At 53.5% G+C, this 15,329-nt stretch carries 19 protein-coding genes and 1 pseudogene; 12 read left to right on the forward strand and 8 right to left on the reverse strand.

Annotation, left to right across the window (positions count from 1 at the left end; all coding sequences use genetic code 11):
• Nucleotides 1–454, forward strand: a 454-nt coding sequence (locus Q0711_RS08755) for a YqiA/YcfP family alpha/beta fold hydrolase (RefSeq protein ID WP_299042309.1), incomplete at its 5' end; no start/stop codon positions are given.
• Here Q0711_RS08755 and Q0711_RS08760 read toward each other — a convergent pair.
• Nucleotides 451–1,425 (reverse strand): methyltransferase domain-containing protein, encoded by a 975-nt coding sequence (locus Q0711_RS08760; protein WP_298614673.1) that lies wholly within the window; start codon nucleotides 1,423–1,425, stop codon nucleotides 451–453. The genes Q0711_RS08755 and Q0711_RS08760 overlap by 4 nt on opposite strands.
• Before the next feature lie 232 nt (nucleotides 1,426–1,657).
• On the opposite strand from Q0711_RS08760, the gene ribBA reads away from it, so the two are divergent.
• The 3 genes from ribBA to Q0711_RS08775 all read left to right on the forward strand — a co-directional run bounded on the left by ribBA (nucleotide 1,658) and on the right by Q0711_RS08775 (nucleotide 4,818).
• On the forward strand, nucleotides 1,658–3,301 hold the full coding sequence (gene ribBA / locus Q0711_RS08765) for a bifunctional 3,4-dihydroxy-2-butanone-4-phosphate synthase/GTP cyclohydrolase II (RefSeq protein ID WP_298617559.1): 1,644 nt from the start codon (nucleotides 1,658–1,660) through the stop codon (nucleotides 3,299–3,301).
• 76 nt (nucleotides 3,302–3,377) lie between these two features.
• Nucleotides 3,378–4,064, forward strand: a complete 687-nt coding sequence (locus Q0711_RS08770) for a TPM domain-containing protein (protein ID WP_298614677.1) — start codon at nucleotides 3,378–3,380, stop codon at nucleotides 4,062–4,064.
• Between the two features lie 19 nt (nucleotides 4,065–4,083).
• Complete coding sequence (locus Q0711_RS08775) at nucleotides 4,084–4,818, forward strand: 2-phosphosulfolactate phosphatase family protein (RefSeq protein ID WP_298614679.1); 735 nt, start codon at nucleotides 4,084–4,086, stop codon at nucleotides 4,816–4,818.
• Here the strand turns inward: Q0711_RS08775 and Q0711_RS08780 are convergent.
• The gene (locus Q0711_RS08780) at nucleotides 4,808–5,713 is read right to left on the reverse strand and encodes a 4-hydroxybenzoate solanesyltransferase (protein ID WP_298614681.1); all 906 of its coding nucleotides are present in this window, start codon (nucleotides 5,711–5,713) and stop codon (nucleotides 4,808–4,810) included. The genes Q0711_RS08775 and Q0711_RS08780 overlap by 11 nt on opposite strands.
• Nucleotides 5,714–5,787: 74 nt before the next feature.
• On the opposite strand from Q0711_RS08780, the gene Q0711_RS08785 reads away from it, so the two are divergent.
• From Q0711_RS08785 to Q0711_RS08800, 4 genes and pseudogenes are all read left to right on the forward strand, one after another.
• The gene (locus tag Q0711_RS08785) at nucleotides 5,788–5,976 is read left to right on the forward strand and encodes a hypothetical protein (protein ID WP_298614683.1); all 189 of its coding nucleotides are present in this window, start codon (nucleotides 5,788–5,790) and stop codon (nucleotides 5,974–5,976) included.
• Nucleotides 5,949–6,227: pseudogene (locus Q0711_RS08790) on the forward strand (CorA family divalent cation transporter); the annotation flags it as partial. The gene Q0711_RS08785 and the pseudogene Q0711_RS08790, both read left to right, overlap by 28 nt.
• A 323-nt stretch (nucleotides 6,228–6,550) precedes the next feature.
• On the forward strand, nucleotides 6,551–7,465 hold the full coding sequence (locus Q0711_RS08795) for a Tic22 family protein (RefSeq protein WP_298614687.1): 915 nt from the start codon (nucleotides 6,551–6,553) through the stop codon (nucleotides 7,463–7,465).
• A 9-nt stretch (nucleotides 7,466–7,474) separates the two neighbouring features.
• Nucleotides 7,475–8,542, forward strand: coding sequence for an esterase-like activity of phytase family protein (locus Q0711_RS08800; RefSeq protein ID WP_298614689.1), 1,068 nt, complete (start codon nucleotides 7,475–7,477; stop codon nucleotides 8,540–8,542).
• Here the strand turns inward: Q0711_RS08800 and Q0711_RS08805 are convergent.
• Both Q0711_RS08805 and ebsA read right to left on the reverse strand, forming a co-directional pair.
• Nucleotides 8,539–9,606, reverse strand: a complete 1,068-nt coding sequence (locus Q0711_RS08805; RefSeq protein WP_298614691.1) for a phosphotransacetylase family protein — start codon at nucleotides 9,604–9,606, stop codon at nucleotides 8,539–8,541. The two genes, Q0711_RS08800 and Q0711_RS08805, sit on opposite strands and share 4 nt — an antisense overlap.
• Nucleotides 9,607–9,651: 45 nt before the next feature.
• Entirely contained in the window at nucleotides 9,652–10,026 is a 375-nt protein-coding gene (gene ebsA, locus Q0711_RS08810; RefSeq protein WP_298614693.1) for a type IV pilus biogenesis protein EbsA, read from the reverse strand.
• 138 nt (nucleotides 10,027–10,164) lie between these two features.
• On the opposite strand from ebsA, the gene Q0711_RS08815 reads away from it, so the two are divergent.
• Together Q0711_RS08815 and Q0711_RS08820 are read left to right on the forward strand one after the other, a co-directional pair.
• On the forward strand, nucleotides 10,165–10,497 hold the full coding sequence (locus tag Q0711_RS08815; protein WP_298614695.1) for a DUF760 domain-containing protein: 333 nt from the start codon (nucleotides 10,165–10,167) through the stop codon (nucleotides 10,495–10,497).
• A gap of 39 nt (nucleotides 10,498–10,536) precedes the next feature.
• The gene (locus Q0711_RS08820) at nucleotides 10,537–10,965 is read left to right on the forward strand and encodes a hypothetical protein (protein WP_298614697.1); all 429 of its coding nucleotides are present in this window, start codon (nucleotides 10,537–10,539) and stop codon (nucleotides 10,963–10,965) included.
• On the opposite strand, the gene Q0711_RS08825 is transcribed toward Q0711_RS08820, so the two are convergent.
• Nucleotides 10,962–11,261 carry a hypothetical protein gene (locus Q0711_RS08825; protein ID WP_298614699.1) on the reverse strand — a complete coding sequence of 100 codons (300 nt, stop codon included), beginning with the start codon at nucleotides 11,259–11,261 and terminating at the stop codon, nucleotides 10,962–10,964. The two genes, Q0711_RS08820 and Q0711_RS08825, sit on opposite strands and share 4 nt — an antisense overlap.
• A 445-nt stretch (nucleotides 11,262–11,706) precedes the next feature.
• Here Q0711_RS08825 and Q0711_RS08830 point away from each other — a divergent pair, with 445 nt between their 5' ends.
• Together Q0711_RS08830 and Q0711_RS08835 are read left to right on the forward strand one after the other, a co-directional pair.
• Entirely contained in the window at nucleotides 11,707–11,997 is a 291-nt protein-coding gene (locus Q0711_RS08830; protein WP_298614611.1) for a hypothetical protein, read from the forward strand.
• A 125-nt stretch (nucleotides 11,998–12,122) separates the two neighbouring features.
• Nucleotides 12,123–12,599, forward strand: coding sequence for a hypothetical protein (locus Q0711_RS08835; protein ID WP_299042312.1), 477 nt, complete (start codon nucleotides 12,123–12,125; stop codon nucleotides 12,597–12,599).
• 233 nt (nucleotides 12,600–12,832) lie between these two features.
• Here the strand turns inward: Q0711_RS08835 and Q0711_RS08840 are convergent, their stop codons facing one another.
• The 3 genes from Q0711_RS08840 to Q0711_RS08845 all read right to left on the reverse strand — a co-directional run bounded on the left by Q0711_RS08840 (nucleotide 12,833) and on the right by Q0711_RS08845 (nucleotide 15,329).
• Nucleotides 12,833–14,056, reverse strand: a complete 1,224-nt coding sequence (locus Q0711_RS08840; protein ID WP_298614616.1) for a methionine gamma-lyase family protein — start codon at nucleotides 14,054–14,056, stop codon at nucleotides 12,833–12,835.
• An 812-nt stretch (nucleotides 14,057–14,868) separates the two neighbouring features.
• Complete coding sequence (locus Q0711_RS11715) at nucleotides 14,869–15,111, reverse strand: helix-turn-helix domain-containing protein (RefSeq protein ID WP_366519109.1); 243 nt, start codon at nucleotides 15,109–15,111, stop codon at nucleotides 14,869–14,871.
• An 11-nt stretch (nucleotides 15,112–15,122) separates the two neighbouring features.
• Entirely contained in the window at nucleotides 15,123–15,329 is a 207-nt protein-coding gene (locus tag Q0711_RS08845) for an HNH endonuclease signature motif containing protein (protein ID WP_366519108.1), read from the reverse strand.

Below are 15,329 nucleotides of genomic sequence, written 5' to 3' on the forward strand. Positions count from 1 at the left end.
GGAACCCGTGACGATAATTGGCTCAAGTTTTGGCGGATTAACTGCCGCCTGGCTAGCAGAAAAACATCCCCAAGTGGTGCAACTCTTTCTCCTTGCCCCTGCTTTTGAGTTCGCCAGCCATTGGCTGCCCCGTTTAGGCAATCAATACCATCGCTGGCAAGAAACAGGGGTTTTGGAAGTCTATCACCACACCGCAGAACGCCTGCTGCCCTTGAGCTACGACTTTGCTAAGGATTTACTGGCCTATGACGATCGCCAGCTACAGCGGCCTGTGCCGACCCTCATTTTCCATGGCCTTCAGGATGAGGTGATTCCCATCGAAGCCAGTCGTCGCTACTGTGAAGGCCGCCCTTGGGTGAGTCGGGTGGAATTGGACAGCGATCACGCCCTCAAGGAGGTACAGCCGGCCATCTGGGGCATGATGTTGCCCCTTATTCGCGAGCAACTGGCCTAAGTTGTTTGGCTCAGGGAGAGGGCAGGAACTTCTGCACGCACGGCGCGAAACATGCCAAAGCGGCACAGTCCCATGCCAAAGGCAATCCGCATCAGCAGGAAAGTGGGCACTTCCCGCAAGGATTTTACCAGTCCCGGTAGGCCAAAGCGAATCAGCCCTTCGGGTCGCACAATGCCCTGCCAAATTGAATCTAACCACGAGGGGAGCGTTTCTTGGGTCCAGTCGGCGGTGATTACCTCTCCTGCCACTAAACCGGTTGCTTTCAGGGCTTCGGTAAAGCCTTCAATACTGGCAAAGGCAGGGTGTGCCCATTGATCTAGGAGTTGGCGCATAATTAGCCGCTCCCAGAAGCTTAAGGGGCGCCGGCGATCGTCTCGCTGGTTCCAATCAGCAACCACAAGAATCCCCCCCGGCTTCAGGACACGGAGTAACTCTTTGGCAAATTGCTGCTTATCAGGCATGTGGGGGCCTGCTTCAATTGACCAAACCACGTCAAAACTTGCGTCTGGAAATGACAGGGCTAAGGCGTCATCCACTTGAAACTGCACATTCAGATCAGGAGGCGTCAGTTCCCGCGCCCGCCGCACCTGTTCGGGGCTAATTGTAATCCCTGTTACATGGAAACCGTAATCGCGCGCCAAGATGCGGCTGCTGCCGCCAATGCCACAGCCCACATCCAAAACAGTGGTGCCGGCCGGCAGGCGATCAAGACCGGCCCAGCGCACCATTTCATGGACAAAATCTACCTTCGCTTGGCGAAAGTCTTTGGGACGGGGGGGCGAACCATAGTGGCCAAGGTGAATATGCTCACCCCAGTAAAACTCAAGAATGCCATCATTAGTCCAGTCGTCATAGGACTTGGCAACAGAGCGGGCAGACTCGTACTTGCGGGGAAACAATAGGTAAAGCGCTAACCCCACGACGACTAAGGCGCTAACAGCGATAACGAGTATGAGTAATAGATGAGACATGCAGCGGATTGGTTGGCTAAACCTTTCACTATGATGACGAGATTTTCAGCATTTTCACAAGGCACAGAGCCGTAGATGGGGTTTCCTGCAGGAACACCATGAACACGATTTATCCTAAAAAATTGGTACAATCCTGCTTACCAGTGTTGCAGGCACCCAATCCCCGTGAAAAACGCTGTAACTTAGTAATTAAGAACCCTTAAGAGTTTTGGAAGTAACTGCCTTGGCGGACGTGCCTGTGTTTGACTCGATTGAATCTGCGTTGGATGCCCTGCGGCGGGGCGAAGTCATTGTGGTGGTGGATGATGAGAATCGCGAAAATGAAGGGGATCTCATTGGTGCCGCCGAGCGGGTAACCCCCGCGATGATTAACTTTATGGCGGTTCATGCACGGGGACTAATTTGCCTTGCCATGGAGGGCGATCGCCTCGATGAATTAGATCTGCCCTTAATGGTGACAACGAATACCGACAGCAATCAAACGGCCTTTACGGTGAGTGTGGATGCCGGTCCGCGGTGGGGGGTCACCACCGGCATTTCCGCCGAAGACCGTGCCCGCACCATTCAAGCGCTCATTGACCCCACTACCCAGCCTCAAGATTTGCGTCGCCCCGGCCATGTCTTTCCCCTGCGATCGCGTCCTGGCGGCGTTCTCAAGCGTGCTGGCCACACAGAGGCAGCCGTCGATCTAACCCGCTTGGCGGGACTCTACCCGGCGGGTGTCATTTGCGAAATTCAAAATCCCGACGGCACCATGTCACGGCTGCCCCAACTCTTGGAATATGCCCGTACCCACCAGCTCAAAATCATAAGCATTGCTGATTTGATTAGCTATCGTCTCCAGCATGAGCGTTTTGTCCGTCGCGAGGCTGTGGCCAAGCTACCGACGGAGTTCGGTGAATTCCAAATCTATGGCTATCGCAACTCCCTCGATCAATCGGAGCATGTCGCCATTGTCAAAGGGGATCCCGCCACGTTTAGCGAACAACCCGTGCTGGTGCGGGTTCATTCCGAGTGCCTGACCGGCGATGCCCTTGGTTCCCTGCGCTGCGATTGTCGGATGCAACTGCAAGCGGCACTGAAGATGATTAACACTGCCGGTCGCGGCGTGGTGGTTTATCTACGTCAGGAGGGACGGGGGATTGGCCTAGTGAATAAACTGCGCGCCTATTCCCTCCAAGACTTGGGCTTTGACACGGTGGAAGCAAATGAAAAACTCGGATTTCCAGCAGATTTACGTGACTATGGGGTTGGGGCACAAATCCTAAATGACCTAGGGGTGAAGCAAATTCGCCTGATTACCAATAACCCCCGCAAAATTGCTGGCCTTAAGGGCTATGGCCTTGAAGTGGTGGATCGGGTGCCGTTGTTGATTGAAGCGACCCCCTACAACACCCCCTACTTAACCACCAAGGCCCAGAAACTGGGGCATCTGCTGCTACAAACTTACCTAATTACCGTGGCCTTTCGCTGGCAAGAGTCGCAACTCAATCCGGGCGATCGCTATGAGCGGCTGGAAAAACTGCGTCATTTGGCTGCAGGCGTCCATTTGCTAGTGCGGGAAGAAGCTCGACCTGTGGCTCAGGCCATCTTTGGGCATCCTAACCTGATTGTTCACTTTGGCTTTGATCAACCCCATTTAGCTGACCGCCACTGGTACCAGCAGCCAGAACATCCCTATGTGCTTGCGGTGCAAACCCTGCTGCGGCAATTTTGTCAATGGCCAAGGCTGAAGGGGTTTGAATTTCTTGTGGCTACAGGCGGTGATCCGATGCTTAACCTACCTATGCATCTGGATCGCCAAGCCTATACGCAACAGCCGCCTAGGGAGTGGCAGCCTCATCTCATTTATTCATGGTCAGCAGTGGAAAATTAAGATTTATGAAAAGAAAATTTATTTTTGCGATCAACATCTGAGAAAATTGCAGAGAAACACACAGGGTTAAGCACAGATGCATTGGCAAGTGGCTTGGAAGAACACCATTCGCTCTCTTTTGCTGGCACTACTCGCTAGTACGTTGTGGGTCACCCCCGGCTGGGCAACCAGCGCGATCGATATTCCCTTTCCGGGAACAGCAACTGGTGTCATTGATGAAGGGAATGTTCTCAGTGCAGTCACCGAAGGCAGTGTCGGGCGATCGCTCCAAGATCTCGCCGAGGCAACGGGCATCAATGTTCATATTGTTACACTGCACCGCCTTGACTATGGTGAAACCCCCCAGAGCTTTGTGGACAACCTCTTTAGGCAGTGGTTTCCCGATGCGGAGTCCCAAGCCAATCAGGTGATCATTGCCCTCGATACTGTTACCAATGGCACAGCAATTCATTATGGTGAGGCTGTGGCTGAACGCTTGAATCCTGAGACGGCTGAAAGTATTGTCCAAGAAACGATGCGGGTGCCCCTGCGGGACGGCAACTACAATCAATCGGTGCTTGACACCGTCGATCGCCTTGCCAAAGTCCTCAAAGGTGAACCCGATCCGGGGCCACCGCTGGTGCGAGAAGCTGTTGTCGAGAAAACCTACAAGAGCAAAGAGGAAACCGACGATCGCTCCGCCACAATTATTGTCGTTGCCCTGTTAATCGCCGCTACGGTGATCCCAATGGTGACATACTTTATGTATCAAGGATCATCGTAGCCAAACCCTTCTTCTATTTATGAAAATCTATACTTACCACACACCAGAGCGTGTACCAGCCGACTGGCAGCCTGACTGTGCTATTGCTGTTGATGTTCTGCGAGCAACCACGACGATCGCCACGGCTCTTGCTGCGGGTGCGGAGGCAGTTCAAGTCTTTAGTGATCTGGCAGAATTAGAGCAAGTCAGTCAGCAGTGGCCGGCAGCCAAACGAATTCGCGTTGGTGAGCGGGGAGGGAAAAAAGTTGCTGGTTTTGACATGGGCAACTCCCCCGCGGAGTGTGTTCCCGAGCGCGTTAAAGGGTGTCGTCTCTTTATGAGTACGACGAATGGCACCCGTTCTTTGGAGCGCATTCAGGCCAGTCCCCTCGTTCTGGCCGCCGCCTTGGTGAATCGTGCGGCGGTTGCCGAGTTTGTGCAAAAACATCAACCAGAAACTGTTTGGATTGTGGGTTCTGGTTGGGAAGGGAGTTATTCCCTCGAAGATACCGTTTGTGCTGGAGCACTGATTCACTACCTGTGGGGTCGGCAGGAGGCTCCCTTGGAAACCCTTGCCGGCAATGATGAAACCATCGCCGCCACCGCGCTGTACCGCTACTATCAAGATGATCTATTGACCCTCTTTCACCATTCCAGCCACGGGCAGCGCCTCCTCCACCTCGGCAATGAAGCCGATCTCAAATACTGTGCCCAAGTGGATATTCTGGCAATTGTGCCGTGGCAGGTTTCCCCCAAGCTCTTGACTAAGGCGTAGGAGACCACATCCCCACCCAGAGCAAAAAGCCCAACCAGACATTTTCATTGAAGTAACGCGCATAGGTCTGAAGGGAAAGCGTTGTGGTTTGCGGCGCACGGCGTTCGTGGGTATAGATTTGCAGGGATTGGCGCAGCCAAAAGTAGGTGGTGACTGTCAAAGCCAGCCAAAATCGCCAAGTGAGTCCCGCCCTGAAACCAACAATGATTAGAAACACCACCGTCAGCCCATAAAATAGGGCGATCGCCAAGGGCGCATAGGCACCAAAAAATAAGGCACTAGAATTGACCCCCAGTCGGCGATCATCGGGGCGATCGGGCATGGCATAGACCGTATCAAAGGCCAGTGTCCACACCACCACTGCCGCCCACAACCACGCGGTAGTCAAGGTTAAGCGCCCCTGTACCGCTGCCCAAGGAATCAGCACAGCAAACCCCCAAGCTATTGCCAACACAAGCTGCGGAACGGGAAAGACCCGCTTCGCCAAAGGATAGAGGAGAATCACCGGCACAGCAGCCACCGCTAGCCAATATCCCAAGGGAGTGAGGTAAAAGGTCAATCCCCAAGCACAGAGCAGAGCAATTATCATTAGACCCAAGGCCACACCCAAGGAGAGTCGCCGGCTGGCAAGGGGGCGGTTTTGCGTCCGCTGCACATAAGGGTCAATGTTCCGATCCCAACAGTCATTCACAATGCAGCCCGCTGCACTGGTGGCGATCGCCCCCACGGTGATAATCAGGAGCAGCTTCAACGAGGGAAAGCCCCCGCTAGCCAATGTCAATGACCACAGCGCCGGAATCAGGAGAATCAAACGCCCCGCCGGTTTGTGCCAGCGCAGGAGTTGGGCGATCGCGACCCAAGTGGGCACTGAGGTTGTTGAGACTTGAGGATTCACCGCACGATCCCACCGCGAATGCCACTACACTTGACAATCTTAACTTTTCAGAGGGGTTTGGAGCAGGGCGGCTCATGTTGGCCTACGCCTCCGGTCGCTGGTCTGTACTCTGTCTATTCCTCAGCATCAAGGCTAATGCTCCGCCATCAACACTCATTCTCATTAACTATCAGCCAGATCAGGCCAGCCGTCGCATCTTAGAAACTCCTGAAGAATGTGGCTCCTACCTCAGCACTATCTTTCTGCTATCGGCAACAAAATGAACGAGATTGCGAAGCCTCTAACAATTATCTGGACGATTTTCATTCCACTAACGTTTATTGTGGGTATCTATGGTATGAACTTTGATCCTGAGGCCTCCCCTTGGGACATGCCAGAACTGAACCGGTATTGGGGCTATTCGGCCTACTGGGCAATCATGCTCGCCGTCGCGGTCAGTTTGTTTTTCTTTTTCTGGTGCAAAGGTTGGTTCAAGAGCACCACCCGCTTGGAATCTCTGGACACTCAACACTAGTTCCTGGAAGGGTATGGAAACTTGCCCCTCGTACATTGCGTCAAATTGGCTTAGGCTGGGAAAGCAAAGGAAGTACTTTATGTGTAGAATACTCATTTGCAGCCTTTTTCCCAAGAATGGCACACACTTAAAACCGTGAAAGCCAGTATGGAAAAAGATCCCATCTCCCTTATGCATTCCATACTTAAGAAAAGGGCTGCACGTGGTGCATAAGTTTTGGTGTGAGTTAGGTAATAAATTGCGATCGCCACCCCTCTCCACAATCAAGGGACTAACTTTGGAGAGTTCACCTACTGCAATAGAGCATTCATTTAGGAGACTATATGAAACGATTGGCACACTTGGGTGTTTTGGCAGGGTTAGTGAGTAGCCTGTGGCTAGCACCCGCCCTCAGTCGCCATGATATTGCCACCGCCTTGCCCGAAGAACAAGTGCTGCGGATTCTCAGCAATGTACCCATTTTTATGATCACCAATGATAAAGGGGAACCGCTGACCGTTGAGATACCCAACCCTAAAGATCGCAACAAGAAAATTCAGGTCTTTACCTTCTTTGTCAATCAGCAGGATGCTCAAACTGCACTGAACGGGATTAAAACGCAGCAGCCGGAGGTGGGTCGCGTCGCTCGGGTCTCCGCCGCCGCCCTCAGTGGTGCCGTGAAAATTGCCCTCGAAAGTCAGAAAAATCCTGCCATCGGTGTGGACATTGTCCCCTCAAAACCGCAGCTGGAAGCAGCCGTGAACCTACTCAAGCAAAGTGGCGATCTCGTAGAACGGGATGGCAAAATTCTAACCAAAGATGGTCAACCTTTCATGGGCGGCACCCCCCTGTTCTTCCTGGCGGATAGCAAAACAGGCAACCCCATCGCCATAGAAGCACAAATGCGCGAAAACGGCCAAACTCGAACCCAGCGGTTTATTCCTTTTTACTTTGACAAGGCGCAACTTCAACGGGAGGTGGATCAAGCCCGCCAACAGCGTCCTGAACTCGCTAAAGACACCGGTATTCGCGTTGTTATGCTGGATAATCTGGTGACAACCATGTTGAGCACCAACGATCCTGTGGCGGGTCAAATTCAACTAGTCCAAACCCCTGAGGCCATTCAGTTCGCGCTGCAACAAAGCGGTGGCAACAATGCCCAGCGACCTAGTCCGGCCAATCAACCCGCTGCTCCCCAACGCCCAAATCAACAAGGGGGGGGTACAGGGAGCAATCAAGGCACCAATCGCAAGCGCTAAGATACCCCCATGCACTGGCCACGCTTCCTGACGGGAATACTTCTCCTTGGTTTACTGTGGGGATGTACCCTGCCCGAAGTGCGAGCTGAGGAGCGCCTATTTCTGAATGTGGGGGTGGAATTTCGCGGCGAAGTCCAACTGCCCGTTGGCAGTCAGTGGCAGGGTACGGAGGTGGGGGGGCTGTCGGGTTTGACGTACGATCCGCGCCAACGGCACTTCTATGCCATTAGTGACGATCGCCAGCAGCCTCGGTTTTACACCCTCGAAATCACGCCCGAAACCATTGTCCCCAAGGGCGTGACTTTTCTTCGGCAGCCCAATGGGGAGGGGTATCCCGCCAACACTGCTGACCCTGAGGGGATTGCCCTAACGCCGGAGGGACACCTTGTAATTAGCAGTGAAGGGGTAACAGCCACAGCTAGTCCCCCTTGGATTAAGACCTTTGAGCGCGAGAATGGGCGAACCATTGAAGCTCTACCCCTTCCCCAGTACTATCTCCCTGAGGGGCAGCAGGGCATTCGCAATAATCTTGGTTTTGAGGCTCTGACGCTTTCCCCGGCGGGCGATCGCCTATTTGTGGGCGTAGAATCTGCCCTTGCCCAGGATGTCCGCCCCAATATCCCCCTTTACTGTCGCCTGCTCCACTACCTGCGGGGGGAGGTTGCCCCTGTGTTGTTGGCGGAGCATCTCTATCCCCTAGAGAACGCAGGAGCCATGTTTAATGGCCTTGTGGAGCTGCTCGCCCTCGATAACGGCGGCCATTTTCTGAGCCTAGAGCGCAGCTATAGCCCAAGGGAGGGGTATGGCATTAAGCTCTTTGAGGTTTCCCTTGGCGGGGCAACGGATACCTTGGGCATGGCCACCTTACCAGTTGATTTACGCGCCATCCGCCCTGTGCAAAAACGCTTAGTCCTAGATTTGAACACCCTGGGGATTCCCCTCACTAACTTGGAGGGGATGAGTTTTGGTCCTCCTTTGGCCGATGGGGCGCGATCGCTCTATCTCATCGGCGATAACAACTTTGATGGCAAAACGCCGACCCAAGTACTGATTTTTGCCTTGAGTACTAAACGCTAGGCTTCAACGGTCAAGAGTCCCAACTGAGCCAGCAAGCGATCGCCATCCACGTGCTCCTGCATCAGTTGCTCGACACATTTGACCTTGGCGACTTCATGGAGCCGCACCTGCCCGAAAGCCCGATCCACAATTTCCACAGCGGTCAGGGTGTCTAAGTCCACCGAGAGGACCGGAATTTCTAACTCCTCGGCGCGGGCAAGAATAGCCGGGGAAGGGGGCAAATGCCCCGTGAGAATCAGGCAATGGGTAGAGGTCTCCAGAGCCGCCCACTGAATATCGGTGCGATCGCCCCCCGTAATCACCGCCATATTGTTTGCTTTACGGAAATACTTCAGGGCGGCACTGACATTCATGGCTCCAATGGTGAGTTCTTCCACCAGCAAATCCAAGCGATCGGGACGGCACAGAACTTCGGCATTTAACTGGCGTACTAATTCCTTGACACTGACACTGCGCAGCAACTGACTGCGGGGCAACATGCCAAAAACTGGAATTTGGTGTGCCTCCAGATATTGGCGAACGGCGGATAAAGGTTGAGTCTCGGGTTGGGGAATATCGTTGATGATGACCCCCAGCAGGCGATCGCTCAATTCCGACTTGGCTAGGAGTAGCGATTCCACCACCAAGGGGGACTCATAGCGCACTACCATTAAAATCGGTGCATCCAACACCGCTGCCATCTGGGCTAACCCCAAATCAAACAGCCTCCCCTCTGCTAATGTGGCTGGCCCTTCGAGGAGCACCAAGTCTTCGCGGTTGATATGGTGATAGGCTGCTAGGGCTTGGCGATAATCCTGCTGATCTGTGCCTGTGAGCCTTGCCTTGATGGCTTCTGGAGTGAGAGTGAGCAATGTGGGTCGCACATTCTCGAGATTGAGGGTTTCCTGGATAAAACTGACGTCGGCTTCGGTTTCTTCGCTGTCGGCGGCGGGCTGGTATGTACCTAAGGGCTTGCCGTAGGCAATGCGGAGGTGGCGATCGCGACAGAGCTTGGCCAAACCTAAAACCGTTGCAGACTTGCCGCTATAGGGCACCATTGAACCAATCAATAAATGCTTTGCCACCGTTGAGTTACTCCTCCCATGACCCCAGCCCTAAACACGCGAGTGTTACTCCAGCCGTAACAGCTTACGATAAAACGGTTTAGAAAAATCAGCAATACGATGCTTTTTGTAGTTAATGATCACGTCAATGAGATAGTCCACGAGTTCAAATGTAGTGATCGACATTTCGTACTGTAGATCAGGAGAGTTATCAAAGGTTACCGTACAGCGGGATAAATCCGCCGGCAAATTGGCAATTGTCCATGTGGCAACAAAATCAACATTGTTACCGCCTTCAATCCCCCGTTGTCCCTCCAACTTCCCCAAACGGTAGAGGGCAATGCCCAAGGGCAGCAGAGGACGTTTCTCAGCACGCATATAGGGGGCAAAGATATTCACTTCGCGGGGGTTGGCAGGCTGAAGCTGATCGAGGGCGGTCATGCAGGAATCCTTGGGTATTCAGTCTCACCGAGTGCTAAGGTCTATTCTACAGTTAGAGCAGGCAGCACAGTTGCCTTGGTTTTAGTAGCGCATTTTGTTTTGGTAACATATAGTTAACATACCTAACGAGCACTGCCTATGGTTTTTGATCCCGGAAACGCTAATTTCTACCAGTCTTCTACAGATGATGGACAGCCCAATCTGCTCCTAAAGTACCTGCAAAGTCAATCGCCAGAAGTTTTAAGCCGCATTGCCCGTTCCGTCAGTCCAGAAATTCGCCAAATTATCAGCCAAAATGTCCAAGGTCTCGTGGGGGGCCTTCCCTCGGAGGAGTTTAATGTGCAAATTGCTACCGATCGCGACAATCTTGCGGGGTTATTGGCCTCAGCAATGATGACGGGATATTTCCTGCGCCAGATGGAACAGCGCATGGAACTGGAAATGAGCCTTGGCGATCTACCCACTCCCTAAGTTCTGCCAAGATAAATTAATTTAATGCGAGTGTTGCTTGTGTCTAATCCTTGGCAACAGTTTAAGGCACTGCCTTGGCGATCGCTGGTGCCCACAGGTCTGTTGATTGCCTTGATTGCAGCGCTATTTGATACTGGTCTTTACTATATTGCCGCCACCATTACGGCAGTGCGCGAGGCACTAATCCTCCTGCTTCGGTCTCCCTTGGTTTTATTAGTCCGCCTTGGTCTGAGTATTGGCCTGGGTATGGTGGCAGTAATTTGTCTGGAGGTGTGGTTTAACCCAGCGCCTATCTCCAGCGGTACCCTCTGGGCGTTATTTCTGTGCGTCCTAATGGGCAGTGTATTCTTCAGCTTTTTTGGCGGCACTTTGGGACTACAACCCCTCTTTTTTCCCTTGACCGATGTGTTCTTGATTGGCACAGCCGTGGGGATTTTCTGGCAAGGTCGTCGCTATTGGCGGTATTAGGTTGATTCTTCAAAAGGAGACGCGGAGAGCTTCGGAACAACGGCACTAATCTCAGGGTTAAAAGTGCCATCAAAGGCATCGGCTCCCTGGAACAAATACCATACTGCCTCAATTACACAGGCAATGCGAGCAATACTACCCAGAGAACCATAGGGCACCGTTGAAAAGAGTAGCCCCAGCAGGAGATAAACGCCACCCCACAGAGGTTGACGCAAATAAAACTTATGGAGACCGGGGAGAAAGATACCGGCCAAGGCTAAAAGGATAGCGATCGCACGATGACGGTAGCTCATCATTGACAGCGGCAAATGACCCTACAATGGGATATTTTTTAGGTAATCTTTATTTATTAAATTTATCAGAATGCAAGCTTGAGCAATGCCGCCGCGCATCCTACGAATGAAGGGGAAGCGTCATTCCCTAGTTAGCGGCGAATAGGATATGGTTTTTCTAGCCAAGTATGGCACTATTGCCCGCCGGAAAGACTTCTGGGGATCCGGGCAGATATAAGGCCTGCTTGGCAAGGTACAACTGAACCTGTAAGTCCTGACATTACCCGATTTATAAACGTAGGGAACAGGCGAGAAGTTGGCATGAACCACTTCAACCCAAAACCCCCAGGCAGAAATGACCTGGGTTGCTGCAAAGGCAAAAGTTCCCGGCAGTAGGCGAGAATGCCGCCTCCCTCTCTGGTAACAGGATTGGGAAGCCGCTTATCAGCGGAGCCTTTACGAGTTTGGTTTGCCCCAGCCGCTATCTGTTGCTGTCTTTATTTGCCTTGAACGGCAACCCACTGCTGGGCGAGAGGTCAAATGGTGGGAACGCTTTGCGGAAGCCGCTAGCCACTACCCAGACCGCGTTGACTTAACAATTTATTTCCTTGGTGAAAAACGGCAAACCCTAGAGGTGGCGGCCAATGTTCGCTACCAATTGCTACCACCGCAGTTCAGCACGCATTCACTGGAAATGATGTGCCAAGGGGCGGGCATGACCGACGTGGCTCCCTTGCATTGCGCATTGCAGCACTATTGACACTGATTTGCCGTTGCTGACCCGCACCTATTCACGGGAAATTCTTTGGCCCATGAGTGGCCGCAGTTGGGGGCGAGACTTTTGGCGCTGGCTATAGCTGGAGAAATAACAAGGGGATCAGTGGCTTGGTTGCCGCGCCGAACGCAAATTGGCAGACCTTATGCGGGCGAGCGATCGCGGATTGGCTCCTCACGTTTTTGCCTCCTGAGCGGGTGGTGTGGTTTCAGCGAGGGATTGGTCGCGATCGCTTTCATCCTCGCCTTCGCAATCTCCAATGGCTGCGGGAAGAGTATTGCCTACCAGCAGTGCCGGTCATTCTTTTTGTCGGTCGGGTGGATGCCAGTAAAAATGTGCTTCTGTTGACGCAGGCAGCTCAAGCGCTAGTGAACCCAGGGAAGGCGTTCCATGTCCTAAACAGGCTGCAATTGTCAAGAAACTTTCGGGCGATCGCGTCACTCTCCCAGGGAAGGGGGATCAAGAACCATTGGCGGCAATTTATGCCAGCAGTGATCTGTTTGCCTTTCCCTCAGAGTTGGAAACTGGCCCAATGTGGTGGTGGAGACACGGGCAGCGGGGTTACCCGTCGTCATTTCTGGGTTTGAGGCGGGCGTAAATATGTGCAAGCTTCAGGGGAGGATGGGATCGTGGTTTACAGTCGCGACCTCCAAGATTGGGCAGCCACCATTACCCCGCTTCTAGAAGATGCCCCCTACCGCCAGCAGATGGGGGCACAGCCACCCCAGACCACTTAAGCGACGTGCCCCACGGGGCAGGAAGCCTTTGAGCAGAGCATTTTGTGCCAATGGGAAGTGGTTGCCCAAGCCTATGGCTGGCCTCAAAACGCCTGATCTTCTAAAAGAGCCTCTAAAATCAAGGCCATGTGAGTCCAGTGAGTCCCCCCCTGGCAAAAGACAATATAGGGCGGACGCAAGGGGCCATCGGCAGACAGTTCCGACGTACTGCCATCAATAAATGTGCCCCCAGCCATTACCAGATTATCGGCATAGCCGGGCATTGGTGCGGGCACTGGGTCTAAGTAAGAGCCTACCGGCGAGTAGCGCTGCAACGTGCGGCAAAAGGCAATGAGCTTCTCTGGACTGCCCAATTGAATGGCCTGAATGACATCGCGGCGGCGGGCGAGGGGGGCGGGGTTGACAGGATAGCCCAATTGATCGAAAACATAGGCTAAAAGATGGGCACACTTGAGGGCTTCGCCGACCATCTGCGGCGCTAAGAACAGTCCTTGAAAGAGCAGACGGTGTTGATCAAACGTGGCTCCCCCTGCATGGCCAATTCCCGGTGCCGTCAGCCGGTAACTGGCTTGCTCAATGAGATCGGCGCGTCCCGCTAAATAGCCCCCCGCCGTGGCAATGGTGCCGCCGGGATTTTTAATCAGGGAGCCTGCAACTAAATCGGCGCCCACATGGGGGGGTTCTTGGGTCTCGACAAATTCGCCATAGCAGTTATCCACAAAACAGACCACATTGGGGTTCTGCCCCTTAATCAGTTGGACCATTTTGCCAATGTCCTCAAGGCTAAGGCTGGGGCGCCAAGTATAGCCACAGGAGCGTTGAATCAGCACCATGCGAGTCTGCGGCTCGACACAGGTGGCGATCGCCCCCCAATCGGGTTCGCCATTCTTTAGGAGGGGAATCTCGCGATAGTGAATGCCAAACTCCTTGAGGGAGCCTTGGCCGTGACCCCGCAGGCCAATCACCTCTTCTAGGGTGTCGTAGGGAGGACCGGCCAGGGAAACCAGTTCATCGCCGGGGCGAAGCACGCCAAAGAGGGCCGTGGCGATCGCGTGGGTACCAGAGACAAATTGCACCCGCACTAGGGCAGCCTCTGCCCCCATCACCTCTGCAAAAACGCAATCGAGCACCTCGCGCCCCAGATCCCCGTGGCCATAGCCGGTCATGCTACTAAAGTGGTGCACCCCCAGCCGCTGCCGACGGAAGGCGCTAAGCACCCGATCTAAATTTTCTTTGACACGGCCATCAATTTCCGCAAAGGTGGATGTCAGGGCTGCTTGGGCAGCCGTTAAAAGTGGCGTTTTCACGTCGAGACCAAGGATTGAGTAAAGGCTTTGACGCTCATCCCGCTAACGCTATGCCTAACGGCAGGCTCACGCCAACGCGTATAGCAGGAGATTCCCCGTTCACAGAGTCTTGGCTAGATGCCCCAAAGGACACCCCCGCCAGAACCTCTCCAGGGGCATTTTCAGCACTGTCCGCCCGACAGCGCTTCTCGAATCTATTTCGCAGCACCAGACCACTGGCAATATCTCTAGGCATGATTCATGCCAACGGGTTGCCAGTGTTTTGCGTACCGCTTCACCGCAACCGGGGCACTCCTGAGAGGTGCCCGCTGCCTTCTCTTTGACCACGGCCTTGCCAATACGTTCGTACAGCCGTGAGACCCAACCTGTTTTCGCTTCAGTCTGCGTTGCAGCGATTTAAGCTTGCGTTGCAGATCTACGAAAAACTTGGGGCGCTTTAGTTGAAGCCCGTCCGAGGTGCAGAGAAAGTATTCTAGGCCAACATCTACGCCAATCACATGACCTGGGATGGCAATATCAGCCTGAAACGCGAGCATCACGTAATAACCTGATGCTCGTTTGACAACCCTGGCTTGCTTGGCCACAAACCCATCAGGGTAGGGTCGCAACCTGACCTAGGCCAGGGATTTTGACAAACCCTCCCCCAAGTGGTTTTTTGCCCAGTTGAGGGAAACTGCATGACCGCATTTGCCCCGATTTCCCAGCCCCTAACTTTTTGCGACGGTCAAACGCTTGGTCTAGCCGCCTCAAGACTTGCTGCAATGCCTGGGCATTAACCGAGGTCAGATCAGCATTTAGCCGCTTCGCCTCAGTCAGTCGTTGGCACTGCACCCAGTCAGTCGTTGGCACTGCACCTTGAAACTGGGGTACGGCTCATCAGCCGGGATGATGTACTCGCCACGCAGAGAGCAGGCATTGACCGGGCACTTGCGAGAAGCAATCCAGTCTTTGCGCTCCCTCAGCGCGTCATTCCAAACCCGGCGACAGACCTCTAGATCATGGTCGATCTGTTCGGCCTGCTGCTTAGTCGGTTTTAGCTTGTACTCGTATGTCAGGGTTAGTTAAACTAAGCGATCTTATCACTAAAACCGCTCGTCTTCAGAACCGGACGTGAGATTTTCACCTCATCCGGCTCCTCAATCAACGGACTCTTGTCATGAGCACCAGCAGACTCGTCTATTCGTGTCTTTGCGTCGTGGCAATGCCTGTGGAGTAATTGTAGGTTGTCATAGGTGTCTTTCCCCCCAAGCGAAAGGGGTATGACGTGGTCAAT

Source organism: uncultured Thermosynechococcus sp., from assembly GCF_937958135.1.
GTDB lineage: Bacteria > Cyanobacteriota > Cyanobacteriia > Thermosynechococcales > Thermosynechococcaceae > Thermosynechococcus.